General features: G+C 71.8%; 8 protein-coding genes. 6 read left to right on the top strand and 2 right to left on the bottom strand.

Going from position 1 to position 12811, the window contains the following annotated elements:
- Window positions 1-182: 182 nt before the first annotated feature.
- The 4 genes from ACX9GQ_RS20095 to ACX9GQ_RS20080 all read left to right on the top strand — a co-directional run bounded on the left by ACX9GQ_RS20095 (window position 183) and on the right by ACX9GQ_RS20080 (window position 5308).
- The gene (locus ACX9GQ_RS20095; RefSeq protein WP_459631374.1) at window positions 183-923 is read left to right on the top strand and encodes a metallophosphoesterase family protein; all 741 of its coding nucleotides are present in this window, start codon (window positions 183-185) and stop codon (window positions 921-923) included.
- A 12-nt stretch (window positions 924-935) separates the two neighbouring features.
- A complete protein-coding gene (locus ACX9GQ_RS20090) occupies window positions 936-2342 on the top strand; it encodes a protein kinase domain-containing protein (protein WP_459631373.1) in 1407 nt (468 codons plus the stop codon).
- Window positions 2343-2478: 136 nt separating this feature from the next.
- A complete protein-coding gene (gene wrbA, locus ACX9GQ_RS20085; protein WP_459631372.1) occupies window positions 2479-3078 on the top strand; it encodes an NAD(P)H:quinone oxidoreductase in 600 nt (199 codons plus the stop codon).
- 160 nt (window positions 3079-3238) lie between these two features.
- Window positions 3239-5308, top strand: a complete 2070-nt coding sequence (locus ACX9GQ_RS20080; RefSeq protein ID WP_459631371.1) for a sensor histidine kinase — start codon at window positions 3239-3241, stop codon at window positions 5306-5308.
- Between the two features lie 16 nt (window positions 5309-5324).
- On the opposite strand, the gene uxuA is transcribed toward ACX9GQ_RS20080, so the two are convergent.
- The gene (gene uxuA, locus ACX9GQ_RS20075; protein ID WP_459631370.1) at window positions 5325-6509 is read right to left on the bottom strand and encodes a mannonate dehydratase; all 1185 of its coding nucleotides are present in this window, start codon (window positions 6507-6509) and stop codon (window positions 5325-5327) included.
- Window positions 6510-6706: 197 nt separating this feature from the next.
- On the opposite strand from uxuA, the gene ACX9GQ_RS20070 reads away from it, so the two are divergent.
- Entirely contained in the window at window positions 6707-7903 is a 1197-nt protein-coding gene (locus tag ACX9GQ_RS20070; RefSeq protein WP_459631369.1) for an MFS transporter, read from the top strand.
- A gap of 14 nt (window positions 7904-7917) precedes the next feature.
- Here the strand turns inward: ACX9GQ_RS20070 and fumC are convergent, their stop codons facing one another.
- Entirely contained in the window at window positions 7918-9324 is a 1407-nt protein-coding gene (gene fumC, locus ACX9GQ_RS20065; protein ID WP_459631368.1) for a class II fumarate hydratase, read from the bottom strand.
- 178 nt (window positions 9325-9502) lie between these two features.
- On the opposite strand from fumC, the gene ACX9GQ_RS20060 reads away from it, so the two are divergent.
- The gene (locus ACX9GQ_RS20060; protein ID WP_459631367.1) at window positions 9503-12811 is read left to right on the top strand and encodes a transglutaminase family protein; all 3309 of its coding nucleotides are present in this window, start codon (window positions 9503-9505) and stop codon (window positions 12809-12811) included.

Genomic DNA, 12811 nt, shown 5'->3' with positions numbered 1-12811 from the left:
TCTTTTCAATTGATCATCATCAATAGATATGATTTCATGAATTGGAATAACATCCCGGGTTGTCGCGAGGAGAGCGGGACGTGGACCACGCCGGTCCCTGCCCGGATGCTCAGCACTTCGCCTAATTGGCGGGCGCGGCGAATGCCGGTCGAATGGCTCGTCCGTCTCCCCGGGGCCCCGCCGTGCTGACCGCCGTCTTCGCCGACGTCCATTCCAATCGCGAGGCGCTGACGGCCTGCCTCGCCGATGCACGGCGACGCGGCGCGGAGCGGCTCGTGTTCCTCGGCGACCTCGTCGGCTATGGCGCGGATCCCGAGTGGGTGTGCGAGACGGTCGCGCAGCTGGTGGCAGACGGCGCCGTCGCCATCCGGGGGAACCACGACGCGGCTGCCGTGACGCCCGATCCCGGCATGACGGAAGCGGCGGCCGCTGCGATCGCCTGGACCCGGGGGCGGCTGTCGCAAGCCCAGGTGGGCTTCCTCGCCGGGCTTCCCCTGGAGCATGCGGACGGCGAGGTGCTGTTCGTCCATGCCAACGCGTGGGCGCCGGAGGGCTGGGGATACATCCGTTCGACGGTGGACGCCGAGCGAAGCCTGCGGTCGACGACGCACCGGGTGACCCTGTGCGGACACACGCACGTACCGGCGCTGTACCACATGGCGCCGCTGCGCCCGCCCGCGCTGCACCAGCCCGGCCCGGGCGTCGCGCTGCCGCTGGCCATGTCGCGGCGCTGGCTGGCTGTGCTCGGCGCGGTGGGCCAGCCGCGGGACGGCAGCCCGGCAGCCTGCTACGGCCTCCTCTCGGACAGGCCGAGCGAACTCACATTCGTCCGCGTCGCCTATGACGTGGACGCCGCGGCCCGGAAGATCCTGGCGGCAGGCCTCCCCGAAAGCCTCGCCTCCCGTCTCGCCAGGGGCCGCTGAACGGGGGACACGATGCGGCAGAGCTACGCCGAAGGCCAGGTCGTCGAGGGGTTCCGCCTGCTCAGGCGTCTCCATCAGGGCGGCATGGGAAGCCTGTGGGCCGTGGAACGGGAGGAACCGGCCACCGCCCCGCCCGACGAGGGCCCGCTCGCCATGAAGATCCCCTCGCTGGCCGAAGGCGAGGACGTCTCCGCCATCGTCGGCTTCGAGGTGGAGCAGCTGATCCTGCCGCGCCTGTCCGGCCCGCACGTGCCGCGCTTCGTGGCCGCCGGCGACTTCTCGCGGCTGCCCTTCCTGGTCATGGAGCGCGTGGAGGGCCGCAGCCTCGTCGGCGACGTCGAGGCGGCCCCGCTTCCGCCCGATCGCGTCGTCGAGACGGGACTGCGGCTGGCCCGCGCGCTGCAGGACCTGCATCGCCAGAGGGTCCTGCACCTCGACCTGAAGCCCTCCAACGTCATGATCCGCCCCGACGGCTCGGCCGTCCTGCTGGATTTCGGCCTGTCGCGGCACGACGACCTGCCCGACCTCCTCGCCGAGGAATCGGACGTGCCGATGGGGACGGGCGCGTACATTTCGCCCGAGCAGATCGTCGGCGACCGCGGCGACCGCCGCAGCGACATCTTCGCGCTCGGGGTGATGCTGTACGAACTCGTCACCGGGAAGCTGCCGTTCGGGTCGCCGCAGGGACGCGGGGGAATGTTGAAGCGACTGTGGCGCGACCCGGTGCCGCCGCGCCGTCACGCCCCGGACTGTCCGGAGTGGCTGCAGGAGGTCATCCTGCGCTGCCTGGAGATCGATCCGGAGAAGCGCTACGCGACGCCGGCCCAGCTCGCCTTCGCGCTGCAGCACCCCGAGCAGGTGGCGCTGACGGAGCGGGCCCGGCGGACGCAGCAGGACGGAGTTCTCGTCACGCTCAAGCGGTGGCTGCGCTCCCGCCGCGTGGAGCGGAGGCTGCGGCCTGCCGTCGTCCAGCATCTCTCGACGGCGCCGATCGTGATGGCGGCCGTCGACCTGTCCAATGGCGTCGACCCGCTGGCCGACGTCCTGCGCGTGCACGCGCGCCGCGCGCTCGACGCCGATCCCGATGCGCGGCTGGCGTGCGTCACGGTGCTGAAGACGGCGATCCTCGCCGTCGAATCGACGGGGGAGGGAGCCGGCAACCCCTACGTGCAGCGCCTCGTCGAGCTCAAGGAGTGGGCGCGGCCGCTGGCGGACGGCGACGACCGCGTCAGCTACCACGTGCTCGAGGCGGTCGATCCGGCGTCGGCGCTCATCGAGTACGCGCACCACAACAGCGTCGACCACATCGTCGTCGGTGCCCGGGCAAGTTCGGCCTTGCGCCGCTATCTCGGCAGTGTCTCGGCACAGGTCGTCGCCGAGGCGCCCTGCACGGTGACGGTGGTGCGCCTCCCGGCCTGAGGCGCCGCGGCGCGCTGCCAAGCCCCTGCAAGGGCAGTCTTGCACCGTTGCACGTTGCCTTGACCGGCGGGACGCCCACTTGTGCACCCGAACGCGCCAGCCGGCGCGCCCTCGAACAGACGACCGGAGTGTTCCGATGACCAAGGTGCTCGTGCTCTATTACTCGTCCTACGGCCACATCGAGGCCATGGCGGAAGCGGTGGCGGAGGGCGCGCGCGAGACGGGCGCGACCGTCACGATCAAGCGCGTGCCCGAGCTGGTGCCCGAGGATGTCGCCAAGGCGAGCCACTTCAAGCTCGACCAGAAGGCCGAGGTGGCCAAGCCGGGCGAACTCGCCGACTACGACGCGATCATCGTCGGCGCCGGCACGCGCTTCGGCACGATGGCGTCGCAGATGCGCAACTTCTGGGACCAGACCGGCGGCCTCTGGGCGCAGGGCAAGCTCGTCGGCAAGGTGGGCTCGGCCTTCACGTCGTCGGCGACGCAGCACGGCGGGCAGGAGTCGACCATCCTCGGCTTCATTCCGACGCTGATGCACCACGGCATGGTCGTGGTCGGGCTCCCCTACGCCTTCGCCGGTCAGACGGGCGTCGACGAGATCAAGGGCGGCTCGCCCTACGGCGCCTCGACGATCACGGGCGGCGACGGCTCGCGCATGCCCTCGAAGGTGGAGCTCGACGGAGCCCGCTACCAGGGCCGGCACGTGGCCGCCATCGCGGCGAAGCTCAAGGGCTGATCGTCGCACCGGGCGGTCGCGGCGGGTCCGGCGGGCCGGTTCCTGGCCGGGCCGCCAGAAATCGTGGAACGGGACGGCCGGCAAAGCCTCTGCTTGCCGGCCGTCGTCGTCTTGCCTTTACTCGGTCCGTCGCCGCCGGCGCGGCGGCGGATCGTGGTGGATGATGCGCGCTGGAGACGACCGGCCCAAGCCCCTGGGCAAGCATCTGGGATGGTCCTTCCGGACCCATCTGATCGCATTCGGCCTCGCCATCGCGATTCCGGTGGTCGTGCTTGCACTGATCCTCTTCACGCGGTTCCAGACCGGCGAGCGGCAGCGGCTGGAGACCGTCATCGCCGACACCACCCGCAACCTGGCGGGCGACGTGGAGCGTCACCTCTCCGGTCTCATCGCGACGCTGGAGGCGCTGGCCACCTCGCCCGCGCTGATGAACGGTGACGTCGGGACGTTCGCGCTGCAGGCGAGCCGGCTCTCCTCCGCCACGGGCCTGACCATCCTCCTGCGGGACATGGAGGGCGCGCGCCTCATCGACACCCGCCTGCCTGCAGGGCTCGCGGGGCCGCCGATCTCCTTCGGCGAGGCTGACAAGAGGGCGCTCGACTCCGGCCTCGCCGTCGTCTCGGGCCTGCCCCCGGCGCCCATCGACGGCACCTGGTCGGTCGCGGTCCGGATCGCGGTGCCGCGCGGCCCCCGGCCGACGCACCTCCTCGGCATCCTCGTTCCCTCATCCCGTCTCGCCGAGATCCTGAGAACCGAGCTCGGGGGCAGCGAGACCGTCGCGGGCCTCGCCGACGCGCAGCGGCGGGTCGTCGCCACGACTCGACGGGGCAACACGGACACCGGTCGCGACGCGCCGTTTCCGGCCGGGGCGGAGATGGGCCACCTCCAGGCCATCAACCTCGAGGGCAGGCCGGCGCTGATGGCGGTGGCCCCGGTCTCGAGCACCGGATGGACGCTGTGGGTCGGCGTCACGGCAGGGACCGTCGACGCAGCGGTCCACAAGTCACTGGGGCTCCTCGGGCTTGCCGCGGTCTCGCTGGTCGCGCTGTCCCTCGGGCTCGCGCTGCTGTTCGGGCGAAGGCTGGCCGAACCGGTGCGCCTGCTCGCCGTCCGGGCCGAGCGGATCCATTCGCCGGCGTCCTGGACTGCCATGGACAGCGACCTGCGCGAGGCGAACGAGGTCGCCGACGCGCTGGCCCGGACGTCGCGGACACTCTCCGAGCGCACGGCCACGCTGGAGCGGACGGTCGCGGAGCTCGTGGGACTGTACCGGTCGGCGCCTGTCGGCATCGCCCTCTTCGACCGGGACGGCGTGGTCCTGAGAATCAACCCCTGGTTGGCAGCGGCGACAGGCGTGCCCCCCGAGGCCGACGCGGGACGGCGGCTCTGGGACGTGCTGCCGAGCCTCAAGCCGCTGGTGAAGCCGGCCTTCGAGAAGGTCCTCGCCACGGGACAGCCCGTGCAGGACATCGAAGTGCGGGGCGACGACGGCAGGCACGGGGGGCGCAGGGACTACCTCGTCACCTTCTACCCGGTCACCACCCCCGGCGGCGTGAGCGCGGTGGGCGTGATCGTCGAGGACGTCACCGAGCGCAAGCAGCGGGAGGCGCAGCAGCACTACCTGATGCGGGAACTGACGCACCGCACGAAGAACCTGCTCAGCGTCGTCCAGGCCATGGCCCAGCAGATCGCCCGCACGTCGCCGTCGCTGGAGGACTTCACCAGCCGCTTCTCGTCCCGGCTGCAGAGCCTGGCCGGCTCCCACGATCTCCTCGTCCAGCAGAACTGGGCCGGCGCCGACATGGCCGATCTGGTGCGGTCCCAGCTCGGCCACCATGCCGACGGGATCGGCGGCCGCATCAAGGTGGATGGGCCGCGCGTGCGCCTCAGCCCGGACGCGGCGCAGAACATCGGCATGGCGCTCCACGAACTCGCGACGAACGCGGTGAAGCACGGGGCGCTGGCCACCGAAGGCGGTGGCGTCCTGGTGAACTGGAGCCTCGACGACGGCCACTTCCGGCTGGTGTGGCGGGAGACGGGCGTCGACGGTCTCAAGCCGCCCGAGCGGCTGGGGTTCGGCCACACCGTCACCACCCGCGTGGTGGCGCGTGCGCTCGACGGGACGGTGACCCTCGACTATCCGCCGGGCGGCGTGGTGTGGACGCTGTCCTGCCCGGCCGTCTCGAACGGCGTGGAACGGGTCACCGGCTACGCGCAGGGTGCGACGTAGCGCCGCTGCGGACGGATCAGGCCAGCTGCTCCACGGCCCGCAGGACGCCGCGCAGCTCGGCGAGGCCCTTGAGACGGCCGATGGCCGAGTATCCGGGGTTGGTCGTCTTGGCGAGGTCGTCCAGCATCCGGTGCCCGTGGTCCGGACGGAAGGGGATGCTGTCGGCCGCGCCGCGCCGACGATCCTCCCGCGACAGGGCCCGCAGCACGCCGACCATGTCCACGTCGCCGTCGAGGTGGTCGGCCTCGTGGAACGACATCGGGTCCGCTTCCCGCTTCGTCGCGCGCAGGTGGGCGAAGCCGATGCGCGGGGCGAAGCGCTCGGCGATGGCGACGAGGTCGTTGTCGGGACGCACGCCGAGGCTGCCCGTGCAGAAGCACATGCCGTTGGCCGCGACCGGAACCGCGTCGAACAGGGCCTGGTAGTCGTCGCCCGTGGAGGCGATGCGCGGCAGCCCGAAGAGCGGCCGGGGCGGGTCGTCCGGGTGCAGGGTGAGCCGCACGCCGAGGTCCTGCGCGACGGGGGCCACCTCCTCGAGGAACTCGATCAGGTGTTGACGCAGGCGCGGCGCGTCGATGCCGGCATAGGCGGCGAGCCGGGCGCGGAACGCGTCGAGGTCGAGCGCGTCCGTCGTGGCGCCCGGCAGGCCGGCTGCGATGGTGCGGGTGAGCGTCGCGACCTCGTCGGCCGCCATCGCGTCGAGCGCGGCCCGCGCCCGGGCCTTCACGGCGTCGTCCCAGTCCCGCTCGGCGCCCGGGCGCTTCAGGACGTAGAGGTCGAAGGCGGCGAAGCGGTCGTTGTCGAACCGCAGAGCCGTCGCACCCGTCGAGACGGGCCAGTCCAGGTCCGTGCGCGTCCAGTCCACGATGGGCATGAAGTTGTAGCAGACGACGCGGATGCCCTCGGCGGCGACGGCCTCGAGGCTGGCGATCCACGCTGCGATCGACGCCCGGGCGCCCTTGCCGAGCCGCTTCACGTCGTCGGGGACCGGAATGCTCTCGACCACCGACCACGTCAGCGGGACGCGGCCGGGCGGGGTCGTCTCGATCAGGGCCTTGCGCTCGGCGACCAGCTTGCGGGTCCAAGCCTCCTCGGGAGGCAGCTCGTGGAGCGCGTTGACGATGTCGGTCGCGCCGGCCTGTCGGATGTCGTCGAGGCTCACCGGGTCCTTCGGCCCGAACCAGCGCCACGCCTGTCTCATGCGTCGTCCTCCCGTGTTGCCGGGGATGTGACGGTGCTTCGCCGCCGGCGTCAACCGGCCGGGAGGCGCAAGCTGCAACCCTGCCATGCCGCTGGCGGCGCGTTGACATCTCGGCCGGCCGGAACGAGGGTGCCGCCCGCGCGGCGGGAACGGCTGCCACGCAGGCTGGGCGGGGCGACGATCATGCGGGCAGGCGGATGACGGGAGAGCAGCTTCGCCTGCTGATCATCCTCGGGATCTGCTCGCTGACGGGGGCGCTCGCCATCCGCATCCCCGACCCGCTGGTGCCGCTCATCGCCGGGCATTTCGGCGTGGCGGTGACGACGGCGGCCCTTCTCGCCACGGCCTTCGCGCTCCCCTACGGCCTGTTCCAGCCGATCCTCGGGCCGCTCGGCGACGCCTACGGCAAGTCGCTGGTGCTGCGCGCCTGCATGGTCGTGCTGACCCTCGCGCTCTTCGCCGCCGCCGTCTCGCCGACGCTGGAGGCGCTCTTCGCGTCCCGCATCCTCGCCGGCATCGCAGGCGGCGGGCTCATCCCGCTGGGCATCGCCGTCATCGGCGACCGGTTCGAGGGGCCCGCCCGGCAGATCGCGCTCTCCCGGATGATCGCCGCCGCGACCGTCGGGACGCTGATCGGCCTGATGTCCTCGGGCGTCATCGCCGAGGCCTTCGGCTGGCGCGGTCCCTTCTGGACGGCCGCCATCATCGCCCTGCCGGCCACCGCCGCCGTGCTGGTGCTGCTGCGGGAACCGCCGAAGGCGGCGTCCTCCCGCGGGTTCAGCCTCGGCGGCATGCGCGAGGGCTACCGGAAGGTCTTCCGCAACCCGCGGGCGCCGATCTGCTACGGGGCCGTCTTCCTCGAGGGCATCGCCGTCTACGGCGTGTTCCCGTTCGTGGCGGAGATCATCCAGACGCGGGGCGTCGGAGGGACCGCCGAGGCGGGCTTCGTCGTCGCGTCGCTCGGCGCCGGAGGGATCGTGTTCTCGATCTTCGTCGGCGTCCTGCTGCGGCTCTTCTCGCCCTTCACGCTGATGGCGGCAGGCGGGTTCATCGCGGGGGCGGGGCAGCTCGTCTTTTCCTTCCCGGCCCCCTGGCAGGTGTCGTCCTTCGGGTTCCTGCTGCTCGGGTTCGGCTTCTTTGCGCTGCACAACGGCCTGCAGACCCGTGCCACCGGCCTCGCGCCCGAGGCGCGCGGATCGGCCGTGGCGCTGCACGCCTTCTTCTTCTTCATGGGCCAGGCGGTGGCCCCGATCATCCTGGGGCCGTTCATGCACGGCGACACGGCACGCGTGACCCTGCTCGCCTGCGCGCTCGTGATGGCGCTGACCGGCATCACGGCCGCGACTCTCCTGCGCCGGCTCGACGAGCGGGACGCGACGCTCGCCAAGGCCTGAACTGCCGCCGAAGGTCAGCGGCCCGTCATGGCCGATGGGACCACCAGCGCATCGAACTCCTCGCCGCTGACGTGGCCCAACCGGATCGCCTCCTCCCGAAGCGTGGTGCCGTTGGCGTGCGCCGCCTTGGCCACCGCGGCGGCGGCGTCGTAGCCGATGCGTGGCGCCAGCGCCGTCACCAGCATCAGCGAGCGGTCGAGATGCTCGCGGATGCGGGGCTCGTCGGGTTGGATGCCCTCGATGCAATGGGCGCGGAAGCTGTCCGCCGCGTCGGCCAGCAGGCGGATCGACTGGAGCACAGCGTCGGCGATCACCGGCTTGTAGACGTTGAGCTCGAAATGGCCCTGGCTGCCGGCGAAGGCGACCGTCGCCTGGTTGCCGAAGACGCGGGCGCAGACCATCGTGACCGCCTCGGCCTGCGTCGGGTTGACCTTGCCTGGCATGATCGACGATCCCGGCTCGTTCTCGGGAATGAGCAGTTCGCCAAGCCCCGAGCGCGGGCCTGAGGCGAGCAGGCGGATGTCGTTGGCCACCTTGAAGAACCCCGCTGCCGCCGCGTCGAGCGCGCCGTGCAGGAAGACCAGACCGTCATGGGCGGCCAGCGCCTCGAACTTGTTTGCGGCCCCCGTGAAGGGCAGGCCCGTCTCCTGCGCGAGCCGGGCGGCCACCCGGTCGCCGAACTCCCGATGGGCGTTGAGGCCGGTCCCGACGGCAGTGCCTCCCTGCGCGAGCGGCCAGACGTCGGCCAGCGCCGTCTCGATGCGCCTCTCGGCTCCCGCCACCTGCGCCGCGTAGCCCGAGAACTCCTGACCCAGCGTGATCGGCGTCGCGTCCTGCGTGTGCGTGCGGCCGATCTTGACGATGCCGGCGAAGGCCTTCGCCTTGGCGTCCAGTGCCTCGTGCAGGCCGCGAAGCGCCGGCAGCAGGCGGCGGCTCGCCGCCATGCCGACGGCGACGTGCATGGCCGTGGGGATGGTGTCGTTGGACGACTGCCCCCGGTTGACGTGGTCGTTGGGATGCACGGGCGCCTTGCCCCCGCGCCCCGCTCCCAGGATTTCGTTGGCCCGGCCGGCCAGCACCTCGTTGGCGTTCATGTTGGTCTGCGTGCCCGAGCCGGTCTGCCACACGGAGAGCGGGAACTGGTCCCTCAGCGCGCCGGACAGTACCTCGTCCGCCGCCGCCACGATCGCCTCCGAGAGGCCCGCGTCGAGCTCGCCCAGCTCGGCGTTCACCTGCGCCGCCGCCTTCTTGACCATCACCAGCGCGGTGATGAGCTCCTCCGGCATGGTTTCCGTGCCGATCCGGAAGAAGTGCAGCGACCGCTCGGTCTGGGCGCCCCAGTAGCTGGTGGCCGGCACCTCGATCGGGCCGAAGCTGTCGGTTTCGGTGCGGGTCGGGCGGTGGCCGGCGGCGTCGGTCATGGTCGGTGTCTCCCGCGGGCCGGCCCGTCGCTTGACGCGCCGTCAAGGTTATGCCCGCCATAGTGCGGCACGGGCCTTGCCTCTCGACCCGGCCAGTCTACGCTGCTTCGTTGCCGCCGGCTCGACCGGAGGCGGGGGAGCGGCCGGACCGGCGGCCCCGAAGCCCGGAACGAGCCCCGTGTCGATCACCGCCGCCCTCAACCACGTCACCCACTACCGCTACGACCGGCCCGTCACGCTAGGGCCGCAGGTCATACGACTGCGACCGGCGCCCCACTGCCGCACGACGGTCAAGAGCTACTCGCTCAAGGTGACCCCGGCTAACCACTTCATCAACTGGCAGCAGGATCCCCACGGCAACTGGCTGGCGCGCTTCGTGTTCCCGGAGCCGGCGACGGAGCTGAAGATCGAGGTCGACCTCGTCGCCGACCTCGCCGTGGTCAACCCGTTCGACTTCTTCGTCGAGGGCTACGCCGAGCACTTTCCGTTCACCTATCCGCCCGAGCTCAAGCACGAGCTGCTGCCCTATCTCGAACTCGACGACCACGGGCCGCTGCTCGACGACTTCGTCGCGTCGATCTCGCGCGCCGAGACCCCCATCGTCACGTTCCTCGTCGACATCAACCAGCGGCTGCAGCGGCAGATCGGCTACGTCATCCGCATGGAGCCGGGCGTGCAGACGCCGGACGAGACGCTGCGCCTCGGCAAGGGGTCGTGCCGCGACACCGGCTGGCTGCTGGTGCAGGCGCTGCGGCGGCTCGGCCTCGCCGCCCGCTTCGTCTCCGGCTACCTGATCCAGCTCAAGCACGACCTGAAGGCACTCGACGGTCCGACCGGGACCGACCACGACTTCACCGACCTGCACGCCTGGGCCGAGGTGTACATCCCCGCCGCGGGATGGCTCGGCCTCGACCCCACGTCGGGCCTTTTCTGCGGCGAGGGGCACCTGCCGCTCGCCGCCACGCCGCACTACCGTTCGGCCGCGCCGATCAGCGGCATGGTCGGCTACGCCGAGGTCGAGTTCGGGTTCCACATGGGCGTGACCCGCGTCGCCGAGTCGCCGCGGGTGACGCTGCCGTTCTCTGACGAGAGCTGGCACCGCCTCGCGGCGCTGGGCGACGTGGTGGACGCGGACCTCGTGGCGGGCGACGTGCGCCTGACCATGGGCGGCGAGCCCACCTTCGTGTCGATCGACGACTACCAGGCGGCCGAGTGGAACACCGACGCGGTCGGGCCGACCAAGCGCCAGCGCGCCGACGACCTGGTGCGACGGCTGCGCGAGCGCTTCGCCCCCGGCGGCCTGCTGCACCACGGGCAGGGCAAGTGGTACCCGGGGGAATCGCTGCCCCGCTGGACCTTCTCGCTCTACTGGCGCAAGGACGGCCAGCCGATCTGGCGCGATCCGTCGCTGCTCGCGGTGGAGGCCCCTGCCGAGCCTCCGGCGCCTGATGCGCTCGCGGCCGTGGCGACGGGCGTCGCCGAGCGGCTGGGCCTGCCGAGAGAGTGCGTCCTTCCCGCCTTCGAGGACCCGGCCCACTGGATCCTGAAGGAGGCCGAGCTGCCGGTGAACGTGGACCCGGTCGAGTCCCGGCTGGAGGACCCCGAGGCGCGGGCCCGCATGGCGCGGGTCTTCGAGCGCGGCCTCGGCCAACCGGTCGGAATGGTGCTCCCGGTGCAGCGCTGGAACGCCGCGGCCCGCGACCGCCGCTGGGTCAGCGAGCGCTGGTCGCTGCGGCGCGGGAAGCTGTTCCTCGTTCCGGGCGACTCGCCTGTGGGCTTCCGCCTGCCGCTGGGGTCGCTGCCCTACGTGCCGCCCGCGTCCTACCCCTACGTGGTGCCGACCGACCCGTCCGAGCCGCGCGGTCCGCTGCCGAGCGCCGAGCAGCTCTCCCAGCGCGTGCGGGGTGCCGACGACGGCGCGCGGCAGGACGTTGTCGAGCAGTACGAGGCCGGCCTCGGCATGGTGCGAACCGCCGTCGCCTTCGAGGTGCGCGAGGGCATCCTCTACGTGTTCATGCCCCCGGTGCAGGCGCTGGAGGACTATCTCGAACTCGTCGCGGCGGTGGAGGACTCGGCGCGCGACGCCGGGCTCCCGGTCCGCCTCGAAGGCTACCAGCCGCCGCACGACCCGCGCCTGGCGGTGCTCAAGGTGACCCCCGATCCCGGGGTCATCGAGGTCAACGTCCAGCCGGCCGCGAGCTGGCGGGAGGCGGTGGACGTCACGCAGGGCGTGTACGAGGAGGCGCGGCTCGCGCGCCTCGGCACGGACAAGTTCATGATCGACGGGCGCCACTGCGGCACCGGCGGCGGCAACCACGTGGTGCTGGGCGGCGCTACGCCGAACGACAGCCCGTTCCTGCGCCGGCCCGACCTCCTGAAGAGCCTCGTGCTCTACTGGCAGCGGCACCCGTCGCTGTCCTACCTGTTCTCGGGGCTGTTCATCGGGCCGACCAGCCAGGCTCCGCGCATCGACGAGGCGCGGCACGACGCCCTCTACGAGCTCGAGATCGCCATGGCGATGGTCGAGGGGCCGGGCGGGCGCGAGACGCCGCCGTGGCTCGTCGACCGTCTGTTCCGCAACCTGCTCGTCGACGTCACCGGCAACACGCACCGCTCCGAGATCTGCATCGACAAGCTGTTCTCGCCCGACGGGCCGACGGGACGGCTCGGCCTCGTCGAGTTCCGCTCCTTCGAGATGCCGCCCGACTCGCGGATGTCGCTCGCGCAGCAACTGCTCCTGCGCGCCCTCGTCTCGTGGTTCTGGCGCGAACCGCAACATGGCGCGCTGGTGCGCTGGGGGACGGCGCTGCACGACCGCTTCATGCTGCCGCACTTCGTTTGGGAGGACTTCCTCTCCATCCTCGACGACCTGCGGCGCGAGGGCTACGACTTCGAGCCCCTGTGGTTCGAGGCGCAGCGCGAGTTCCGCTTCCCGTTCTGCGGGGCCGTGGACGTCGCGGGCGCGCAGATGGAGATTCGACAGGCACTGGAACCCTGGCACGTGCTCGGCGAGACGGGCGCCGTCGGCGGCACCGTGCGCTACGTCGACTCCTCGGTGGAGCGGCTGCAGGTGAAGCTCGAGGGCTTCAACCCGGCGCGCCATGTCGTCGCCTGCAATGGCCGCCGCGTGCCGATGACGCAGACCGGCCGCCCCGGCGAGGCGGTGGCGGGTGTTCGTTACAAGGCATGGCAGCCGGCCTCGGGGCTGCACCCGACGATCCCGGTGCACGCGCCGCTGACCTTCGACCTCATCGACACGTGGACGGGTCGCTCCGTGGGCGGCTGCGTCTACCACGTCGCCCATCCCGGCGGGCGCAACTACGACACCTTCCCCGTGAACGCCTACGAGGCCGAGGCGCGGCGCCTCGCCCGCTTCGAGGCGTTCGGACATACGCCCGGTCGTTCCGCCGTGCCGGCGCCCGAACCTTCGGTCGAGTTCCCGCTGACGCTCGACCTGCGGCGCCCGCCGGGCGCAGGCAGGGTCTGA

This window comes from Alsobacter sp. R-9 (assembly GCF_054612375.1).
Note: the sequence above shows the minus strand (reverse complement) of the source record. Positions and strands in the feature narration are given on the sequence as shown.

Excerpts from the sequence above, each read along its gene's own strand:
- uxuA (WP_459631370.1), bottom strand. The coding sequence starts at position 6,509 with ATGAGACAGGCGTGGCGCTGGTTCGGGCCGAAGGACCCGGTGAGCCTC.
- fumC (WP_459631368.1), bottom strand. The coding sequence starts at position 9,324 with ATGACCGACGCCGCCGGCCACCGCCCGACCCGCACCGAAACCGACAGC.
- ACX9GQ_RS20070 (WP_459631369.1), top strand. The coding sequence starts at position 6,707 with ATGACGGGAGAGCAGCTTCGCCTGCTGATCATCCTCGGGATCTGCTCG.
- ACX9GQ_RS20090 (WP_459631373.1), top strand. The coding sequence starts at position 936 with ATGCGGCAGAGCTACGCCGAAGGCCAGGTCGTCGAGGGGTTCCGCCTG.
- ACX9GQ_RS20080 (WP_459631371.1), top strand. The coding sequence starts at position 3,239 with ATGATGCGCGCTGGAGACGACCGGCCCAAGCCCCTGGGCAAGCATCTG.
- wrbA (WP_459631372.1), top strand. The coding sequence starts at position 2,479 with ATGACCAAGGTGCTCGTGCTCTATTACTCGTCCTACGGCCACATCGAG.